This is a genomic window from Actinomycetota bacterium, from assembly GCA_041658565.1.
GTDB lineage: Bacteria > Actinomycetota > AC-67 > AC-67 > AC-67 > JBAZZY01.
This window is the reverse complement of sequence record JBAZZY010000005.1, coordinates 103,739-122,381: the sequence shown is the minus strand read 5'-3', so window position 1 is coordinate 122,381 and position 18,643 is coordinate 103,739. Positions and strand designations below refer to the sequence as shown.

Genomic DNA, 18,643 nt, shown 5'->3' with positions numbered 1-18,643 from the left:
CCGCGCGGAACTGGTGTCGGATCGGTGCCACATGTGGCACTTACTTCACACCAGAACGGGTCGCGCGCGCGGTTCGGTCGCGACGTTCGACGGCGCACGCGGTTCGGTCGCGCGGCAGCGCGTGTGACCCTCAGAACAGGGCCGCGCACTCCGGGGTTTGATACACGAACTCGCCGTTGCGGATGGTGCCGACGGGATCGCAGCTGGAGTCCACGATCGTTAGGTCGGCCGACGCACCCGGAGCGAACACCCCTGGGTGAGGGTTGCCAAGAACATTGGCGGGGTGTCCGCTCGCGAGGTGCGCGGCTTGAGCATGTGAGAGTCCGTGGGTGTGCACGAGCCTGCAAACGCCGTCGAAGAGGCCGGCCTCGGAGCCGGCCAGTCGTCCGTCGTTGGGGCGCGCGCGCTGCACTCCGGTGGAGGGGGCTGCATCGCTGACCAGGATGGCGCGATCACCCGCGAGGCGCAGGATCAGCTCGACTAGTTCGTCGGCTAGGTGGACGCCGTCGGCGATGAACGTGGGGCGCGCGCCGGGATGCAGGAGGTACACGAGGGCACATCCCGGCGCGCGCTGATGTATCGGAGTCATTGCGTTGAATATGTGCGTCGCCAGCGTGATGCCGCGCGCGATCGCCTCGTTGGCTTGGGCGGCGCTCATGCCGGTGTGGCCGGCCGCAACGGCGATGCCTCGCGCCGTGGCTTCGGCAGCGTAGGCGAGGCCACCTTGAACCTCTGGGGCCAAAGTGACGAGTCGCACGCCGGGCAGATCCAGCAGAGCACGCGCCTGGGCGTCGTCTCCGTTGCGCAAGTGCTCGATCGGGTGCGCCCCGGCATGCGCCGGAGATAGAACCGGGCCTTCCAGGTGCAACCCGGCGCAACCGGTGTCGCCGCCGGCGGTGAACTCCGCTGCCGCGCGCGCCAAGTCGTGCACCGCGGCCGGGTCCGCCGTCGGGGCCGCGACGAGGTACCGCGCGACGCCGCGCGCGGCAAGCAGCGCGTCGAGGTCGGGGAGTCGGGAGGGATCCTCCAGGGGGAAGACATCGTCGATGCCGTTGACCTGAAGGTCGACCAGCCCGGGTGTGAGCTTCCACCCCTCGGGCAGAGTAACGTCCGGCGCACCCGCCGAATGGGTGAACTTGCCGCCGTCCATGGCGACGAGGATGTGACCATCGGCACCATCTGCCGCGGGTGCCGCCAGCGTCAACCTCATTGGTCGTTTCCGTTCACGAAAACCACAACATTTGGGTGTTTGCGGAGCCAGGATACCGGGGCGTCGGCACCTTCCGGTCCCTCCAGCGCGCGCCGGACGGCATCGGTCTTTCCCGGACCGTCCACGACCAACGCGATCGCGTGCGCGCGCAATATCGTTCGCACGCCGAGCGTGATCGCGTGCGTGGCGGGAGCGACATCCCCGAGGCGCTCGAGGTTCTCCGGCGCGATCTCGACGACGCGCGTCGGCGCGTCGTCGGTGCTGCCGGGTTGGTTGAACGCGATGTGTCCGTCCGGTCCGAGTCCGAGCACGCAGACCGCCAATCCGTCGCGCTCAACGGCTGTGCCGAGTTGTGCGGCGGATTGGCCGGCGTCGGGTCCGGGAGTGATCGGGGAGAGCAGTGGGCGAAGCGCCTCGGGCAGGGCGCGCGCCAGGCGGCGCGAAAACGAAAACTCGGGGTCGCGCGGCGCCGGCACTAACTCGTCCAGGGGGATGATGCACTTGCCATTCCATGCCGGGTCGGGCATCGGCAAGCCGGAGTAGAGCGGTAGGGTGCTGTCGCCGACGGCGAGGGCGACGTACGGAGCGAAGGACGACGAAACCGCTTCGTGCAGCCAGGACCGGAAGGCCGAGGCGTGCATCGGGGCGTTTGCGGCTCGTCTGACCAGAATTGCCATCGCGTTCTCAAGGGTTGCTGTTTGTATGAATACGCTACATAATAGCCGAATCGACGTCAACCGTAAACGCTGGCTTGGAGCGGTCGAGGGGTACTACGGCCGCCCTCTGGATCCGCGCGAGCGCATTGATTTGGTTCGCTGGCTCGGCGCCCACGGTTTCAACACCTTTGCGCACGCTCCGAAAGACGACCCCTTGCACCGACGCAACTGGCGCGATCCTTACCCCGCTGAACGGCTTGCGGAGTTCGCCGAACTGGTCGCCGAGGGGGAGCGTGCAGGCGTCGCCGTCGCGATGGTCGTATCGCCCGGGCTGGATTGGACGCCCGGAACCGACGAAGCGCCTCTCGTCGAGAAACTGCGGTCCCTCGCCGCAACCGGCGCTCGGGCGCTCGGCGTCGCTTTCGACGACGTTCCACCCGGCGGAGCCGAACTCGGGTCGGCGCACGCCGCCGCGGTCGCGGCGGCCGTCGACGGATTGGGCGATGGCTTCCGGTGGGTTACGTGTCCCACCGATTACGCCACGGATGTGGCGACTCCATACTTGCGGTCCTTCTTCGCCGGCCTGCCCGAGGGCGTCGACGTGATGTGGACCGGACCGTCGATCGTGAGTCCGACGGTCGATGCCGACTGCGCGGCGCGCCTTGGTCAAGAGCTGGGGCGGCCGCTGCTTTTTGCTGAGAACTACCCCGTGAACGACGGACCGATGGCCGGGGTGCTGCACCTTGGTCCCTATCGCGGGCGCGACCCTCGCTTGCCCGAGGTCACCACCGGGGTGTTCTTCAACTTCATGAGCTTCCCCCTGGCGAGCCGCGTCGGGCTCGCGTGTGGCGCGAGGTTTTGGCAGGACCCGACCGGAGATCCCGAGGCCGTGTGGCGCGAATGCTTAAGGGAGTTCCCCGGGATCGAGCGTCTGGCGCGCGCCTCACGCGCGTGGATCGGTGACCCCGATCCCGACGCCGAGATTGCCGGTTGGGTCGATCAAGTGATCGCCGGTGGAGACCCCCAACCGCTCATCGAGTTTCTTGATGTCGACTTGGTCAAAGCCATAGCCGAGCAGCCGGCGTGCGAATCACTGCGTGCCGAATTGGACCCCGCGCTTGCGGAAGAAGTCGCGGCCTGGGTGGACCAATGGGAAGCCGAGGCCGTCGCGATGCGCGCGGCGATCGAAGTCATTCGCACCGAACCGGCGCGGCGCGCCGACTACGCGTTTGCCACCGCCGAGACTTGGGCGCGCGCGCGCCACGCTCGTCAGCAACTGTTCGGTGTTCGCTGGGCCTACTACCCGGTGACCGAGTGGCGCGACGGTTCGGCGCGCGCGGTTCCCGCGGCGTTGATCGAAGGCGAGAACTTGACCGATCGCCTGTGCCGTTTCGCGCTGGAGGGCAAGCGATGAGCGTTTGCATCGGCGTGCGACCCGGCGGCCGCCTCTGCGCTCGGGCCTGAGCGCGGTCCCGGAAGCGCGCGCGCTATGGGACTTCGGCCGATTCCGGCGCGCGCTGCCAATGGACAAAAGGCGTACGCAGCGCTGCGACCTCGACCGTCGCAGCGTGGTGTCGCGTCCGTTTGCTTGTGGTCGTGTCCCGATTGCAGGTCACAGGATCGACGCAAGGGCGATGGTGATGGACCACGCGAGAGCGTTGAGGCCGAGCACGATGCCGGCGGCTTGGAGCCAGCCGACGCCGGATCTCCGCGCCGCCCGGCGTCGGCGCGCGCTCAGCATCCGTCCGAAGAGACTGATCGCGACCAGCGACAGCCCGTAGCCCGCGAACGCGACGGCCGTCATCGACAGACCGAGAAACGCGCCGATGCACGCGATGCCGGTCGCGACGATCAGTTGCGGTCGGCCGGCCTCCGAAGGCCCAGCGATCTTGTCGGCGGACTCGTGGCGCACTGAGGCGGCGGCGATCAGTAGTAGCGCCGGGACGCCGAATGCCAGCCCTCCGATGGTGTAGCAGCCGACCGTCGCCACCAGGACGCCGCCCGCGGCCACAGCGTCGGCGACGGCCGCGCGCCCGGTCCCGGCGAGCATGCGGGCGAGGGGCCAGATGGAGAAGCCGACGACGGTCCAGGCCGACGCGATGTGCAGGGTCGTCGCGCGTTGATCTTGGGTCAACGCGAAGGCGATCCCGATGGCGGCCACCGCCGATGCGGCCTCGAGCCGGGCGCCGAGTCCCCGATACGCTCGGGCCGATGGGAGCCGTTCGGAGCCGCCCATGCCGCGGCCAGTATAGGAGTCCGGCCGGCTCAGTCGATGCCGGCGAGGCGGAGGAGGCCCCAGGCGGCGGCCGACTTTGCCTGTGCGGGCGCGCGCGAGTCAGCTTGCCTGCGACTTCCGGGATTCCTCGTCGAGACGTTCGGCAAGAAACATCTTGAGCAGAGACTGATACGGGACATCTCGCTTGTTTGCGAGGCGCTTGAGTTCAGCGAGCATCATTTCCGGGAGCCGTAACGAGATCGTCTTTTGGGATGGTTTCAGATTGGAAAGGACAACGCGCTCGGCCTGATCCCATTCCACGTACTCGGAGGAATCGTGCTCGGCCCAGAACTTCCGCTCGGAACCCTCGTCTTTGAACTTGGGGATCTTCTTGGTCATTTGCGAAATCGCTTCCTCTCGGCCGCGGTCATGTCTCGCGCGGAGATCACTCGGACCAGTTGTCTGCGGATCGTGAACACCGCGAATAGCAGGCGACCGGTGTTCGTGGATCCCAGAGCAAAGCCTCGTGGTTCCATCTGGGAGTGGGTTGAGTCCTCGCCGACCACGAGAGGGCTGTTGAAGAAGATCTCCTCACACTCACCATCACTGACCCGATGCTTCTCGAGGCTCTTGCTGGAGTTGCCTTCATCCCACTCGAAGGCGATGCATTCCTGCAGATTCTCAAGGATACCCACCGAGCATGTATATCGCAGCGATATACATGCTGTCAAGGCTCTTCCCTGAAAGGGGAGGTGGGCCCCGGCTCGGCGCTTAGCTCAGGCCGGCGAGGCGGAGGAGGCCCCAGGCGGCGGCCGACTTCGCCTGTGCGGGCGCGCGCGAGGCCTCGACGGCGTGCTCGGGTAGTACGTCGGCGAGCGCGCGCGCGATCTCGGGGTAGCGCCGGGACATGCCGCCGGCAACAACGATCAACTTCGGCGCGCGCGCGGCGCGCAACACGCTCGCGACAGCCTTCGCGACGCGCACAATGTCGGTCGGCTCCAGTCGTTCGGGCAGCGCCCAGCCTGCGGCGACGGTTTCCAAACACCCGGTGCGTCCGCACGGGCAGATTCGGTTTCCAAACTCGCCGTCATGGCCGAACAAGTTCGCCGCGACGACGACTCCGTCGCGCACGATTGCGCCGCCGACTCCGGTTCCCAGTCCGACGTAGGCGAGGTCGGTAGCGCCGCGCAGTACCGCTTCGCCGAGCGCGGCTGCTTCGGCGTCGTTGCGCAAGACGTGCAACGGGCCTTGCAGGCCGAGTTTCTCAACCGGATCGGCGTTCAGCCACCCAAGGTTCGAGGCGGCGAGCACGCGGGTCCCTTCGATCAGGCCGGGAACAGCGATCAGAAGAGGCGCGCCGGGGACCTCGTGGGGTCCGTCGACGAAGCGAGGAGTGCCGTTGTCGAAGACGACGGTCTGGATGCTCCCGCCGCCGATTTCGATGCAGACCGCGCGCGCGCTCATGTTGCGAGGTTGAAGGTCTCGGAAAGCACGAGTCCCGCCGCGCCGAGCAGAGTCGCACGCTGATCCAGTGGGGAAGGCACCAGATCAAGGGACGGGCGCAGGTTCTCCAAGACGCGCGCGCGCGTCTTGTTCACGATGCGTTCGTGGAACTGCGGGCCGCCGCGCGCGGCATCTCCGTGAAGGATCATGCGCTGCGGGTTGATCAAGTTCACCAGGTTCGCCAGCCCGACGGCCAAGTTGTCGGCGTAGCGGTCGAGCAAGTCGCGTGCCTCGCGGGATCCGTCCGCTGCGAGTGTCGCGAGTGACGCCGCGTCTAGGGATGCGGCGCCGGGCAGCTTCAGGCGGCGGGCTTCCTTGCGCAGCCACTGCAGCGTGGCGATCGTTTCCCAGCAACCTCGCAGTCCGCAACTGCAGCGCGCGCCCGCGGGATCGATGCAGGTGTGGCCGATTTCTCCGGTCAAGCCGTCGTCCCCGCGGAAGACGAGTCCCGACAGCACGAGGCCGACGCCGAGTCCGTGTCCGGTCTGGATGGATGCGAAGGTGCCGACTCCGCGTCCTTCCCCGAACCACTTCTCACCCAGGGCCTGCGCGCGTGAGTCGTTGTCGATCAACACGCGCGACTCCAGCCGGCGCTCCAGCACTCCCGCGAGGGAGTGGCCGGTGAGTGAGGGGATCTGACTTGACCCGACGATGTGTCCGCGCGCGGTGTCGCACGCGCCGGGGACGGCGACGCCGGCTCCCAGCAGTTGCGGTTGTCCGGAGAGAACCCCCGACAGCGCTGCGTTGATGTCGCGGTGCACCGCGCGCAGGTCGGCCGGGTCCGACATCGGTACGGAGGTGTGCTCGAGGATCTCGCCGCGCGCGCTGATGAGCGCGGCTTCGCAAGCATCCCGGTGAAGTGCGACGGCGGCAGACAGGCCGGCGCCCGAGCGAAACCACAGCGGACGTCCCGGCTTGCCGACTTTGGTGACGCTGCGGTCGGGAGCGCCTTCTTCGAGCAACGAGCTTTCCAGCAGCGGACGCACGATGCCGCCGATCGTTGCGCGCGGGACGCCGGCCATGCGGGCCAGCTCTGCGCGCGACAGCGGGCCGTTGTCACATAGGGCTTGGAGTACGCGTGAACGGTTGACGTCGCCGATCCGGCTGGGCGATAGCACGGAGCCGTGGCCGTTGCGGCCGTTACCGCGACCGCGCGCGCCGATCGATCTTTGTGAAGGGCGTTCCACGGACGGCATCCTACCGACGTCGCCGTCCCTTCCCGGTTTGCGCGTGGCCATCACGAGCCCTTGGTCATCGCGGCGGAGATCGCGGCCACGGCATCGGGACCGAAGCTCACCATCTCTTCGTAGCCTTCGCCGTACGGCATGGGGAGGTACCCGTTCCACGCCGGGGACAGTCCTGCAATCAGCACGTTGCCGCCGTGCGCTTCGGCGATCGCGTTGCCGAGTGCGTGGAAAGCTTCGCCCGGTGCGGTGACGAGTGGAACGGAACCGATACTCCAATTGACGAATTCCACAGCGATGCGGCCGCCGGGAGAGAGCAACTGGGACAGCGGCGTTCCTCCCGCAGCGACGTCGATGGCGCGCGAGGTGTACGTGAGGGCGCCATCGACCGGGCGCGCCGCGCCGAGTGCGTGGTGGACCGCTTCGGCGAGTGCGCGCCCGATAGCTTCGGCTTCCTCGACCGCTTCGGCGAGGTGGATTTCAACGTCGGTGTGGCGCTCGACGGGGTTCACGTCGCCCAGAGCGCCCGAGAGCATCACGGTGGTTCCACCGGCAGTGCGCTCCAACTCGGTCCGGAAGAACCCAACCCAGTCGGCCGACACCTCGAGCCATCCCGAGCCGAGCACGACCGGATGAACGCCGATGTTGGCGAGGGTGCCGATGCGCGCGCCCGAGGCGTCGCGCACGTCCAGAACCGCGAACCAGGGGTCGTAGGGATGCCCGCGACGGTTATAGGAGACGTCGGCGGGAAGCGGCGCGCGCCCGTAGAACAACTCCGCAGGTGCGACGGAGGCTTCTGCCTTGACCGCTGCCGCCAGACATCCGCGCACGAGGATGTCGACGTATCCCTCGGGTTCGGGCCAACCGAGCGCGGCGGTTCCCGAAAGCGCGCTCGGGCCCGCGTGGGTGTGGGTCGCGGCGGTCAGGACGGCCGCGGAATCGAGGCCGAGCTTGGACGCAATGGCTTTGCGCACCGGTTCGGCGTATTCGGCCGACATGCCCAGAAGGTCGCACACGATCAGGCAGACGGCGCGCGTCCCGTCGGACAAGTACAGCGCGCGCGCCTGAAGTTCGTCGTGAACGCGCTCGGCAGGGTGCTGCCGTTCGGAGAACCCTGCCAGCATTACCGGAACGTCCGGCGTGATGATCCCGCATCCGAACCCGGCCGACCAACTCATATGCCTGCCCCCTGATCCGACGTGGCGCGTTGCGGTGTGGGGCCTTCGTTGTCGACGAAGAACCTACGCATCAGTCTGCTGATCTGCCGGCGACGCGTCAGAAGAAAGACATGACCGGCCCCGGGGAAGATTTCGAGTGTTGAGAACGGAACCATCTTTGCGTGGAAGTGCGCGTGATCGAGTCCGACGACGGCGTCGGCGTCTCCGTGAAGGATCAGCGTCGGCGCGGTGACGGGCTGCGCCGGCGGTCCCTCGGCCTTGGCTCGTTTTACCTGCACGAGGTCGTTGCGCATGCCGGATAGTCCCGATGGAGCGTCCAGGTGCGTGCGCGCGAAGCGAATCAGATCCTCACGGATCCGCGGGTCTCCGGCCATCCATCCGAATTCCTCCGGCGTCAGGGACTTCTGCGCCCAGCGCGTTACGGCGCGCTCGTTCTCCAGCCTGCGCCGGCCGACGGTCCGTCCGATTCCCGAGGTGAACTCACCGACTCCGCGCGGCAAGGTCAGCCAGCGCATGGCGGTCGGAACCTCGATTAGATACGGCGACATCGCACACGCCAGAACCAGTGCGCGCGTGCGCCGCGGGTAGCGTCGCGCGAACGCGAGGGAAGAGGGACCTCCGCCCGAAGCTCCGGCCACCGCGACGGTCTCGATTCCCATCTCGTCGAGAAGTGCGGCGTACGCGTCGGCTTGCTCTTCGGGCGTGCGGCCGGTGGACAGCGGGGTTCGGCCGTACCCGGGACGCGAAGGGATGACGACCGTGAATCGATCGCTCAGGTCCTCGGCGACCATGAATCCCTGTCGCCAACTCCCTGGGATTCCGTGAACCACCAGCACGCCGGGACCTGAACCCGTCCGCGAAACCTCCATGGGGCCGTTGCGCGTGCGGACGATGGAGATGGTTTCGGTCACCCGGCAAACCTCACTTCTTCGAGAGCCGTCAAAATGGAAAGGATGAATACATATTACTCCGAGGAGTCCTCGGACGGAAAGGCCTTCCCGGGGATTTCGGGGCCGCACAGGGGGAACAGGGCCGGCAAGCGCAGTCCGATGCTCCCGTCGCCGCGCGCGCGCAGGTCCCCCCGCAGGATCGCTTCCCACAGATCCAACTCGCCTAGCGTGAACTGCGCGAAGGTCGCCGGATCCATCGCCAGCGTCAGACGTTGGTGGGAGTCCGAACCGCGCGCGGCCGTGCATCGGCCATCGGCGATCCGCAGTTCCCAGGCGTGCTCCCGGTCTGCGCTGATTCGGAACCCGAAGACGATTTCGGCGGTTCCGGCAGCTTCCGGATCGAACGAATCCACCCACGCAGTCACGGCGCCGGCGAGAAACTCGTCGACGTCCGCCGGGACTTCTCCGCCGGCGACCGCGCGCAACCCCTCGGGGCGACGGGCGCCGGGGCGCGCGGCCGAGACTTCGGTTGCGCGGCCGCCCAGCCACTCGCATGCTTGCCGTACTGCCGCCCAGTCTCGGCGGTACGCGCAACGTGCGATGTGTCCGGCGGCCACGGCGAAGCGGCCCAATTCGTCCGGGTTGGTGAGCACTTCGGGGCGCTGCATCGCGGCGGCGAAGACATCTCCGACCTCGGTCGCGGCGGCGTGCCACGAAGCGGGCCAGGGCGGCCGTCGATCCTGGATCGACGGCAACGGCGGCAGAGGCTCTCGGCGGCCGGTCTGGTACCAGTAGGCGACGGAGGAGTAGTCGTCGGTGCGGTCGTTGGCGTGGCCTTGTTCGAGCGACACGCGAATGGACTGCTCGAACATCACCGGGTCGGCCGCATGGAATCGATACACCGACGAGAACCCCGCCCAGTCGTCGCGGTCGGCGAGCGGCTGCCCGTACTGCGGGTGGTGAAACGGCGTCGAGGGTCCCCACGCCGTTCCGAAGTAGTCCTCGGTTCCCGTCCCGTGTATCGCCGGCGGCCACTCCTGCGAGTCGACGAAGATCATCTCGTCGCCTTCGCCGTACCACCCGCCTTCGGGGGAGTGGATCGCAAGCGACGTTCCTACGTAGTGCCCAGGGCCGCGCGCGGCGAGTACCGGGTAGTTGTCGTGATCAGTGAGGTTGATGCCCGGTGCGTATGTTCCCGGACCTTGTGGACGAATCCCCGGTCCGCGGCGCCGGTTCCACCACGCGTGGAAGCGTCCGAGTGTCGGATCCGCGGCCGGCCACGACTCATAGTCGATGTACGCATACAGCCCGAGCACGGGCAATGCGGACTCATTCGTGACGGAAATGCGGAAGCCTTCGGCGAACGGCATCGGGAACCACGAGTGCAGCGACGCGCCGTCGCGAGGCGCGACCTCGAGCAGCGCCGACGTATACGGCGCCGCCAGGCAGTTGCCTGCACCGAAGAAGTCGCCGAGCGGCGCCTCGACCGACGGCGTTGACTCGCCGTCCCACCACGCGCGCAGCACCAGATCGCGACCCCAGTACAGGTTCGGTGTAAGCAGCGTGAACCACAGATGCGTGACGGATCCCGGTCCTTCGTCCCGGGCCACTACGACCTCGGCGCCCGGGGCAACGAAGACGGAGTCCTGATTGCCGCCGGTGCGGTCCCAAGTCGAAGCGCGCCGCCGCCGGATCCCCGGCCGCAGCCGAGCGAGCGAACTAAGGTCGAATCCGGAACCTTCGGTCATGGTGTTCTCCTGCCGGGAAATGAAACGCAACAATCTTACGAACCGAAACCCCTATCGCCGAACCGGGGTCTGCGCGTACGGTGGAGGGTAATGAGTCAGTTCAAAGCGATCATGTGGTTCGTCGGGCGATCGACCAAGCGCGTCGTCGTGACGATCGTCGGCGCCGTGCTCCTCGTCGCCGGGCTGGTCATGATCGTGACGCCGGGGCCGGGAATGCTGCTCGTCGTCGCCGGTCTTGCGGTGTTGGGAACCGAGTACTTGTGGGCACGACGCTTCCTGGCGCGCGCCAAGCAGCAAACCGCGAAGATCGTTCGGCGCGCGCGCAGCGCGCGCAGCGTCGGCTGATTCCTCAGTCCGAAGTACGCAGACGGATGACGGCCTCGATTCCTCCCCCAGGGGCAGCGCGCAGTTCGGCTTCGCCGCCGCTTGCGTTCGCAAGGCGCTGCACGATCGCCAGTCCGAGACCGGACCCGCTTCCGCGCTCGGCTCCCGGCGCGCGCCAGAAGCGGTCGAAGGCTCTTGCTCGGTTCTGATCGCTCATCCCGGGACCTTCGTCGCGGACACCGATTTCAATCCAGTCACCGGCTCGGCGGGTCGTGATCGCCACAGAGGAGTTCTGCGGTGCAGCATCGAGTGCGTTGGACAGATAGTTGTCCAGTATCTGTTCGAGGTGTCCGGGGGCGACGAGCGCCGTCGGTACATCGGCGTATTCGGCGCGCAGAGTGACGCCGCGTTCTTCGGCGAGCGCGCTCCACGCGTCGTGCCGGTCCCGCACGATGGCGCCGACGTCGGCCGGCATTCGCTCGGGATTCGCACTCTCGGCACTGGCGAGCGCGAGCAGTTCGTCCACGATTTGCGACAGGCGCCAAGATTCCCGCACCGCGGCGTCCAGATCTTCGCTCTCGCCGGCCGCGCCGTCGACCGGCTCCAGGCTCTCCAGTCGCAGGCGCAAGGCGGTGAGGGGTGTGCGCAACTGGTGGGACGCATCGGCGATGAACGCTCGCTGGGAGTCCATGAGAACCTGCAGCCGTGCCGCGGTCTCGTTGAACGTGCGCGCCAGCGCGCGCAATTCCGGTGGGCCGGAGTCCTCGGGCGCGCGCGTGCCGAGGTCGCCGCGCGCGAGCGTCGCGGCTGCGTCTTCCAGGTCGCGTACCGGGGACGTGACTGATCGCGCGAGGAGCCAGCCGATCAGTGAGGCGGCTGCCAGCACGATGAGTGCGATCATCCCGAGTGCGATCCAGTTGCGGTTGATGCGTTCCGACAGGGCGGTCGCGGGATAAGTGATGCGGACGGCTCCGAGCACTCGGCCGCCTGAGGCGACGGGCACCGCGGAGTAGACCAGGTCTGTCGCGAGCGTGTCGGAGTGGCGGATTCCAGAGGTGAGCTCGCCGGTGAGTGCCGCGGCGATCTCCGGCCGACTGGAGAAGTCGGCCGGTTTTGCCGCGCGGGGAGCGGAGTCCGCAATCGCGAGTCCCGTCGCGTCCACGACGACGACGCGACCGCTCGTTTGCAGTTGGTAGTCGGCGGCGATTCGCGCGAGATCGAGCTTTATCCCCCCCTCCAGCACTTCTTCCGCGTATGTCGCCAGCACGAGCGCGTCGCGCTGGACGTCGGCAATGATCTGGCGGCGCTCCTGCCGGGCGAAGCTCGCTCCGAGCGGAACCTCCAAGATCAGCAACACGAACGCCGCGAGCGACAGGTACGTGAGCATCAGGCGTCGGGTCATCTCGGTTCCTCTAACCGGAATCCGATCCCGCGCACGGTTTCGATCCATCGCGCGTCGCCCAGCTTCTTTCGAATGGATGCGACGTGAACGTCGATGGTCTTGGGCGTCCCGTACCAGTGTGTGTCCCAAACTTGTTCGAGGATCCGCCGTCGGCTGAGGGCGGCTCCGGCGTCCTCCATGAGCAGCGCCAACAGGTCGAACTCCTTCGGCGTCAGCGCAATCTCGTTTCCTCCGAGCGCCGCGCGGCGCGCGCGCCGGTCCAGCTCGAGTGCACCCACACGCAGCGTCACCGCGGGCTCGGCCCCGCCGGCCGCGGCGCGGCGGGTGACGGCCCGAATGCGTGCGACGAGTTCACGAAAGCCGAACGGCTTGACGACGTAGTCGTCGGCGCCGAGTTCAAGTCCGACGACGCGATCAACTTCTTCCGAGCGTGATGTGACGACGATGATCGGAACGGACGAACGCGCGCGAATCCGGCGGCAAACCTCGTACCCGTCCATGTCCGGCAGCCCGAGGTCCAACAAGACGATGTCGGGCGTCGCGGCGGCCACCGCCTCGGCGCCCGTGCGCGCCTGGGTAACCTCGAATCCCTCTCGTTCGAGGCCGCGTCGCAGGGGCTCGGCGATGGACGCATCGTCTTCGACCAGCAACACCCGCATGACCGCATCGTCGCATGTCGTATGGATGCTTGCCGAGTCTTTGCCAAATCTTTGACATCGCCTGGCGAGGAGTTGGCGATGCTGGCGTTAGCGTCGTGGGTGTTCGTGACGATGGAGAAACGGGAGGTTGTGATGAAGAGAAAGACGGCAGTTGCGGCAGGAACCGCGGTGTCGCTGACGGTGATCGCCGGCGCGCTTGCGATCGGGGCGAATCTCGGGCTCCTCGGGTTTGGGCGGGAACCCGTCGGGCAGTTGAATCCAGCCGACGCGACGCCCTCGCCGAAAGTCGTGACGGTGTTTGTCGATGAGACTCCGGCACCCGTCCCGGTCGCGGAGACAGCCGAGGCGGGGAGCGTCGAACCGACCCCGGTCGAGACTGTGTTTGTGGACGAGACGAGCACGGCGAGTCCGCGCACGGTCGATGATGATGACGATGAGCCCGACGACGAGCGCGAGCATGAGAGCCCGGACGAGCACGAAGATGAGCCGGACGACGATGACTAACCATCACCCGGCCGCCGCCGGACGGATCCTGGCGTTGGGGTTGAGCCTGTCGGCAGGGCTTGCGATGATCGCCGGAATGACGATGACGGTTCCTGCTCCGGCGGCGCCGACCGCCGCTGCGCTTGCCCCACCTGCGCAACAGGTTGTGGTGGTCGTTGTGCGCCGGCGCGCGCCTGCGAGTCCTCCGGCTTTGCGCCGCGCGCCGGCGACGCGTCGGGTCGCGCGCCGGGCTTCACGCCCGGCGCCGAGGCGGGTAGTCGTGCGGCGCGTTCACACGGTGAGCCGTGGCAGTTGAGGTTCGCGTCCGGGCAATGGGCACCCTGGCGCACATAGTGGTCGTCGGTGCAGGGCAGGATGCGCTTGCGCGCGCGCGCCGCCGCTTGGTCGACCTGGAGCACTTGTGGAGCCGCTTCAGTCCGTCGAGTGAGATCACCCGTCTGAACGAGTCGGCCGGGCGCGCCGTGACGGTGTCGGCACCGACGCGCGCGCTGGTGCGTTTGGGCGTTGCCGGATGGCGATCGACCGGCGGGAGGTTCGACCCGACGGTGCTGCATGCTCTGGAGTTGGTTGGATACGACAGGGACTTCGACGAGATCTCGGCCGAGGGAGCGCCGTTTGTTGCTTCCCCGGCACCCGGGTGCGCCGGAATAGAGATTGACGAAGGAGCCGGTACCGTCCACCTGCCTGCCGGCGTCGAGTTCGATCCCGGTGGGATCGCCAAGGGGTACGCCGCGGACCTGATCGCGGGAGAACTGATCGAAGTAGGCGCGCGCGGCGCGTGCGTGAACGTCGGCGGCGACTTGCGGGTGTTCGGCGAGGCGCCGGACGACGATGGATGGATCGTCGGTGTCGAGCACCCGTTCGAGGGCGAGGCGCAGCGCCTGCGAATCACCGAGGGTGCCGTCGCAACGTCGACGCGGGTGCGTCGCTCGTGGGTGCGGGGCGGAATTCGTCGCCATCATTTGATAGATCCCACGGCGGGTGAACCTTCGACATCGGGGCTCGCGTCCGCCACGGTGGTGACGACGCTCGGGTGGCGCGCGGAAGTTCTGGCCAAGGCCGCGTTCTTGTCCGGCGTGCAAAGCGCGCCGAAAGTGTTGACCGATGCCGGTGCCACCGGATTCGTCGTCGACGACGCGGGGGTCGTGCATCACGCGCCGGGGATCGAGGCGGTGCTCGTATGAACTCCCACCTGTGGTGGTACGTGGCGCGTTCGGCGGGGCTCGTTTCCTGGGCGCTGTTGTCGGCCGCGACTGTGTGGGGGCTGGTTCTGTCTACGCGGCTGTTCGCCCGTCGTCCCGCGCCGTCGTGGCTGGCGGATCTGCATCGCTTTCTCGGCGGATTGTCGGTGGTCTTCGTCGGCGTGCATTTGCTCGCTTTGGTCGCCGACACCTACGCGCATTTCGGTCCCGCGGAACTGTTCGTTCCCTTCGCGTCCGGCTGGCGACCGGGGCCGGTCGCGTGGGGGATCGTCGCGCTGTATTTTCTTGTGGTGATCGAGGTCACCTCGCTGGTGATGAGCCGCATGTCCAAGCGATGGTGGCGTCGTGTGCATGCGATGACCGCCGTGTTGTTCGTCGTGTCCAGCGTCCACTTCGTTACGGCGGGATCAGACGCGCGCAACCTTGCCGTTCAGTGGGGCGGCATTACGACTTCTGTGACGATTCTGTTCCTGCTTGTGGTGCGGCTTCTGTCGCCGCGTGCCGCTGTGATGGCGGAACGTCGCGAGGCGCGCGCGGCAGAGCGTGCCGGGTCAGATCTTCCACAGGCGCGCCGAGAGCGCGCGCGTGCCGGGCACCTTGACGAGGGCGCGGTAGGTCCACGCCTTGCAGAGAGCCACAGCTCCTCCGGCTAAGGCGAGCGCCGCTCCCGGCGCCGTCAGAGCGTCAAAGCGTCCGGTCGCGCCGAGTACGAGAAGAAGCAGACCGCCGTTGATCGCGACGAGTTGCAGGCGCGCGCCGTGCTCGACGCCGGCGAGCAGGATCCGCCGGTCTTCGGGCCCTCCGGGGATTCCGGTGGGGAGGATGTAGAGCCACGCTCCGAGCAGCGTCTGCAGTAGCCATCCGCCGACGAATACGACGAGGTATACGGGGCCAAAACTGTGGAATGCAGCCAGTGCCGGGGGAAGGATGTCGAATTCCGTGGACGGTGTGCGCAGCATCGCAACGCCCAGCGCAACCGTTCCGGCGACGAACCACGTCATCGCGCACATCAGGTGCTTGGCCGACACGGCTACGAAGTAGCGCCGGGGGATGCGTGCGGTCTTCACCGCCATAAACGCAACTCCCAGCGCGCCGCTCGCCAACAAGACCGCGCCACCGGCCGCGATGGGGGCGAACTGCAGAGCAAGGCCAAGTGCGAGCAAGCCCACACCCGAGGTCAGCAGGGTCGCCATCTGACCCGCGCGCGCGGCCGGCATGCGAACGCGCAGCACCGTCGGCAACAATGTGATGAGCGTTCCGGCAATAGTGAGCGACGCGAAGCCCAGGACGTTCAGGACCATGTGAGTCTCGCGCAGTGCGAGCCGGGTCACTCCATCGGTCACGATCCCGCCGCCGATCAGAGCGCCCAGAGTTGCGCCCGCAAGGATGGACGCGACTGCGGCCGAATACATCATTACCGGCACCGGATGTCTGCGATTGAGGCCGATTCGCCAAGCGCGCGCCAGGGTGACGGCCAGCAGCACCATTGCCGCGACGAACAACGATCCTCCGGCGATTACCAATCCCGGGTGGTGCGTCGGGTAGCCGACGACGACGAGCGCCGTGCCGGTGTTGACCAGTGTGAACTGCGTGACCGAAAGCGCGCGTGGAGGAGAAGGTGCCGCCGTCAGCGCGGCGGCGAACGTCTGCATCGCGCCGCTGATCGTGACCGCGACGGCTCCCGCGACGGCAAGGTGAATCGGAAGCCACGTTCCCAGGCGCGCGCCGGCGGGCAAAAGGAACGACGCAAGCGCCGCCGTCATCCAGATCCGGCCGGCGAGGTGGTAGTGCCGAGTGAAGCTGCGGGCGCGCATCTCTTTAGTGCGTCCCGCGTATGCGGTCGAACGGCGTGGCCGGGAAATCACGCATCAGGGTTCCTCTTGGCGGAGGTAGAACGCACCGCCGTCGCGGTGTTTGCAAGGAACAAAAGGATAGCCACGACTCCGAGAAGTGCGCCCCACCGCCGCACTTCGCCGCTGGGAAGCAGGTCTCCGGCTACGCGCGCCGCGAGCGATGCGTGCAGCAGCCCGAGGTGCGCATAGAAGCGAGTGCGATACGGAAGCGCGATGCGCAAGACGGCAGGCAAGATGATCGGCGCGTGACCGAACACCATCGAGATGATGAAGCCGAGGAAGATCGCGTGCAGCGACGCGTCGTACAACCGCGCCGTCTTCGTGCCGCCGGCAATCCACAGCGCGCCGGCGAAGCCCAGCCACGCGTAGCCGGCAAGTAGTGCTGCGGCGACATATCTCGTCAGACCCGGCATGCGCACGGTGCGGCGCGCGACGTCGTAGCGAACCATCCAGAGGGCGAGACCGAGCAGGCCGGCGCCGGCGATGCGCGCGCCCGGCCCCGGGGCCGGACCCGTCACTGCGACTCCGGTGAATGTGACCGCGACGGCGGCGAGAAATAGCGTCCGCCCCACCGAGGTTAGACGCACGACGCGCGCCAACTCGACGCGCTCGGCGGCAACGGTGAGCACCAGGAAACCGGTGAGCCACGGAACCATGCGCGAGATGGGCCATCCCCGCATCCACAACAGCGTGGATACCGGCCACGCTGTTGCCGCAAGCGTCATGACCGCGGTGTGCATCGAGGGTTGGATGCGCATGATCTGAGCGAAGATCGCAACCAGCGCGAGGCCCGCGACGGTGAGCAGCGATGCCGCAAGGCGCGCCGGCGCTCCGGCAACCAGGCAGAGGGCTCCGGCGGCAGCCGCGGCCGGAGCGACGTATCCCCACGCCCGGCCGAGGGCAACCGCGCGCTCCAGCGCGATCAGTGTCCCGAGACCGCCGAGCGCCATGAGGAGCCCGTGGACTCCGGGCAGCCACGATCCGGGAGTGAGGGGAACCCATCCGAGGCGCGCGAGTCCAGCCCACATGCCGGCAAGAATCGCGATCGCTGCCAGCGCGACGGCCGGTAGGCGCGCGCGCCGGAGGTCAGCCGTTCCAGCCAAGTTGCGCGCGCGCGGCATCCGACATCATCGATGGGGTCCAAGGCGGGTCCCAGACCACACGGACCTCGGCGGACTCGATTCCGGGCTGGCGAAGCAGCACGCCCTCGACTGTGTCCAACAGGTACGGGCCCATCGGACACGCGGCCGTGGTCAATGTCATGGTGACCACGGCGTGTCCTTTGTCCGCTTCGCATTCGTACACGAGTCCGAGATCCACGATGTTGACGCCGATCTCGGGGTCGATCACCTCGCGGAGTTTGTCAAGCACCGGGCTTCCTCTCGCGTTCGCCGAGATGAACCAGGCATAGCGACGGCTTCACAAACGGTTGCACGTCGGTTACCCAGATCGGTGCGCCGACTTGCTCGAGCAGTCCGCGGAGCAGCCCGAGGTGGATCGAGCAAACGACTTCGGGGTTGCTGTGAGCGACATCGCGGAACGGACAGCGGTGCAGCAGGATCGTCTTGTGGTCGCCGCTTTCCCGGATCTCCGGCTCGAATCCGAGATCGATGAACATCTTTGCGACGCGACCGATCGCCTCGGGCGCGGTCACTTGCTGGAAGGGGGCGGGACGCTCCGTCAGGTAGCCGCCCCACGCGCGTCCGGCTTCCTCGGCTGCGGCTGCGGGGTTGGTCACGATTGAGCGCAGATAGCTTGCGAGGATCTCTGCGAGCAGCCGGTATTCACCGCGGCTGCCAATCGGGATCTCCTCAGGCACCGCCTGGTACACCATGCGCGGCCGCCCGGGAACGTCGCGTTCTTCGGGAGTCTTCTCGACCAGTTCGACGTCGACGAGCACGTCGAGGTGAGCACGCACGGTGTTGTGGTGCAGCCCCACTTCTTCGGCGACTTCTCGCGCATCCATAGGGTGGTCGGCCGTTCGCAGGGCGCGAAGGATTCGCACTCGACTGGCGTGCGCGAGCGCGCGGTGTGCGGCGGTCGTGGGTTCTAGGTACTGCTTCTTCGAGGCCATGGCTTGATTTTACACCCCACAAAGTATAAATACCACATGAG

Annotated in this window: 22 protein-coding genes; 6 read left to right on the top strand and 16 right to left on the bottom strand. The window is 67.4% G+C overall.

Going from position 1 to position 18,643, the window contains the following annotated elements; genetic code table 11:
- Window positions 1-130 precede the first annotated feature (130 nt).
- Both WDA27_05150 and WDA27_05145 read right to left on the bottom strand, forming a co-directional pair.
- A complete protein-coding gene (locus WDA27_05150) occupies window positions 131-1,210 on the bottom strand; it encodes an amidohydrolase family protein (GenBank protein ID MFA5890321.1) in 1,080 nt (359 codons plus the stop codon).
- On the bottom strand, window positions 1,207-1,887 hold the full coding sequence (locus WDA27_05145) for a 6-phosphogluconolactonase (protein ID MFA5890320.1): 681 nt from the start codon (window positions 1,885-1,887) through the stop codon (window positions 1,207-1,209). Before WDA27_05145 ends, WDA27_05150 begins: the two co-directional genes overlap by 4 nt.
- Before the next feature lie 25 nt (window positions 1,888-1,912).
- Here WDA27_05145 and WDA27_05140 point away from each other — a divergent pair, with 25 nt between their 5' ends.
- Window positions 1,913-3,280 carry a beta-N-acetylglucosaminidase domain-containing protein gene (locus WDA27_05140; protein ID MFA5890319.1) on the top strand — a complete coding sequence of 456 codons (1,368 nt, stop codon included), beginning with the start codon at window positions 1,913-1,915 and terminating at the stop codon, window positions 3,278-3,280.
- 198 nt (window positions 3,281-3,478) lie between these two features.
- On the opposite strand, the gene WDA27_05135 is transcribed toward WDA27_05140, so the two are convergent.
- The 8 genes from WDA27_05135 to WDA27_05100 all read right to left on the bottom strand — a co-directional run bounded on the left by WDA27_05135 (window position 3,479) and on the right by WDA27_05100 (window position 10,584).
- Window positions 3,479-4,102, bottom strand: coding sequence for a hypothetical protein (locus tag WDA27_05135; GenBank protein MFA5890318.1), 624 nt, complete (start codon window positions 4,100-4,102; stop codon window positions 3,479-3,481).
- A gap of 99 nt (window positions 4,103-4,201) precedes the next feature.
- Window positions 4,202-4,480 carry a BrnA antitoxin family protein gene (locus WDA27_05130; GenBank protein ID MFA5890317.1) on the bottom strand — a complete coding sequence of 93 codons (279 nt, stop codon included), beginning with the start codon at window positions 4,478-4,480 and terminating at the stop codon, window positions 4,202-4,204.
- Entirely contained in the window at window positions 4,477-4,776 is a 300-nt protein-coding gene (locus WDA27_05125; protein MFA5890316.1) for a BrnT family toxin, read from the bottom strand. Before WDA27_05125 ends, WDA27_05130 begins: the two co-directional genes overlap by 4 nt.
- Before the next feature lie 76 nt (window positions 4,777-4,852).
- Window positions 4,853-5,545: an ROK family protein gene (locus tag WDA27_05120; protein ID MFA5890315.1), complete on the bottom strand. Its 693-nt coding sequence runs from the start codon at window positions 5,543-5,545 to the stop codon at window positions 4,853-4,855.
- Window positions 5,542-6,771 (bottom strand): ROK family transcriptional regulator, encoded by a 1,230-nt coding sequence (locus WDA27_05115; GenBank protein MFA5890314.1) that lies wholly within the window; start codon window positions 6,769-6,771, stop codon window positions 5,542-5,544. Before WDA27_05115 ends, WDA27_05120 begins: the two co-directional genes overlap by 4 nt.
- A gap of 50 nt (window positions 6,772-6,821) precedes the next feature.
- Window positions 6,822-7,946, bottom strand: a complete 1,125-nt coding sequence (locus WDA27_05110; GenBank protein ID MFA5890313.1) for a neutral/alkaline non-lysosomal ceramidase N-terminal domain-containing protein — start codon at window positions 7,944-7,946, stop codon at window positions 6,822-6,824.
- Window positions 7,943-8,857, bottom strand: a complete 915-nt coding sequence (locus WDA27_05105; GenBank protein MFA5890312.1) for an alpha/beta hydrolase — start codon at window positions 8,855-8,857, stop codon at window positions 7,943-7,945. Before WDA27_05105 ends, WDA27_05110 begins: the two co-directional genes overlap by 4 nt.
- Window positions 8,858-8,910: 53 nt before the next feature.
- Window positions 8,911-10,584 (bottom strand): DUF2961 domain-containing protein, encoded by a 1,674-nt coding sequence (locus tag WDA27_05100; GenBank protein MFA5890311.1) that lies wholly within the window; start codon window positions 10,582-10,584, stop codon window positions 8,911-8,913.
- Between the two features lie 90 nt (window positions 10,585-10,674).
- Between WDA27_05100 and WDA27_05095 the strand changes: the two genes are divergently transcribed.
- Window positions 10,675-10,929 carry a PGPGW domain-containing protein gene (locus tag WDA27_05095; GenBank protein ID MFA5890310.1) on the top strand — a complete coding sequence of 85 codons (255 nt, stop codon included), beginning with the start codon at window positions 10,675-10,677 and terminating at the stop codon, window positions 10,927-10,929.
- A gap of 4 nt (window positions 10,930-10,933) precedes the next feature.
- On the opposite strand, the gene WDA27_05090 is transcribed toward WDA27_05095, so the two are convergent.
- Together WDA27_05090 and WDA27_05085 are read right to left on the bottom strand one after the other, a co-directional pair.
- A complete protein-coding gene (locus tag WDA27_05090) occupies window positions 10,934-12,310 on the bottom strand; it encodes an ATP-binding protein (protein ID MFA5890309.1) in 1,377 nt (458 codons plus the stop codon).
- Window positions 12,307-12,969: a response regulator transcription factor gene (locus WDA27_05085; protein ID MFA5890308.1), complete on the bottom strand. Its 663-nt coding sequence runs from the start codon at window positions 12,967-12,969 to the stop codon at window positions 12,307-12,309. Before WDA27_05085 ends, WDA27_05090 begins: the two co-directional genes overlap by 4 nt.
- 78 nt (window positions 12,970-13,047) lie before the next feature.
- Here WDA27_05085 and WDA27_05080 point away from each other — a divergent pair, with 78 nt between their 5' ends.
- The 4 genes from WDA27_05080 to WDA27_05065 are packed head-to-tail and all read left to right on the top strand — an operon-like array spanning window position 13,048 to window position 15,328.
- Window positions 13,048-13,473, top strand: a complete 426-nt coding sequence (locus WDA27_05080) for a hypothetical protein (GenBank protein MFA5890307.1) — start codon at window positions 13,048-13,050, stop codon at window positions 13,471-13,473.
- The gene (locus WDA27_05075) at window positions 13,451-13,768 is read left to right on the top strand and encodes a hypothetical protein (GenBank protein ID MFA5890306.1); all 318 of its coding nucleotides are present in this window, start codon (window positions 13,451-13,453) and stop codon (window positions 13,766-13,768) included. Before WDA27_05080 ends, WDA27_05075 begins: the two co-directional genes overlap by 23 nt.
- Window positions 13,758-14,657: an FAD:protein FMN transferase gene (locus tag WDA27_05070; protein MFA5890305.1), complete on the top strand. Its 900-nt coding sequence runs from the start codon at window positions 13,758-13,760 to the stop codon at window positions 14,655-14,657. The genes WDA27_05075 and WDA27_05070 overlap by 11 nt, the downstream gene beginning before the upstream one ends.
- Window positions 14,654-15,328 (top strand): ferric reductase-like transmembrane domain-containing protein, encoded by a 675-nt coding sequence (locus tag WDA27_05065; GenBank protein ID MFA5890304.1) that lies wholly within the window; start codon window positions 14,654-14,656, stop codon window positions 15,326-15,328. Before WDA27_05070 ends, WDA27_05065 begins: the two co-directional genes overlap by 4 nt.
- Here WDA27_05065 and WDA27_05060 read toward each other — a convergent pair.
- Genes WDA27_05060 through WDA27_05045 form a run of 4 tightly spaced genes read right to left on the bottom strand, consistent with a single transcriptional unit; the run spans window position 15,227 to window position 18,602 of the window.
- The gene (locus WDA27_05060; GenBank protein MFA5890303.1) at window positions 15,227-16,540 is read right to left on the bottom strand and encodes a hypothetical protein; all 1,314 of its coding nucleotides are present in this window, start codon (window positions 16,538-16,540) and stop codon (window positions 15,227-15,229) included. The two genes, WDA27_05065 and WDA27_05060, sit on opposite strands and share 102 nt — an antisense overlap.
- Window positions 16,537-17,649 (bottom strand): hypothetical protein, encoded by a 1,113-nt coding sequence (locus WDA27_05055; protein MFA5890302.1) that lies wholly within the window; start codon window positions 17,647-17,649, stop codon window positions 16,537-16,539. The genes WDA27_05060 and WDA27_05055 overlap by 4 nt, the downstream gene beginning before the upstream one ends.
- Complete coding sequence (locus WDA27_05050) at window positions 17,615-17,899, bottom strand: metal-sulfur cluster assembly factor (GenBank protein MFA5890301.1); 285 nt, start codon at window positions 17,897-17,899, stop codon at window positions 17,615-17,617. Before WDA27_05050 ends, WDA27_05055 begins: the two co-directional genes overlap by 35 nt.
- On the bottom strand, window positions 17,892-18,602 hold the full coding sequence (locus tag WDA27_05045; GenBank protein ID MFA5890300.1) for a helix-turn-helix domain-containing protein: 711 nt from the start codon (window positions 18,600-18,602) through the stop codon (window positions 17,892-17,894). The genes WDA27_05050 and WDA27_05045 overlap by 8 nt, the downstream gene beginning before the upstream one ends.
- Between the last annotated feature and the right edge of the window lie 41 nt (window positions 18,603-18,643).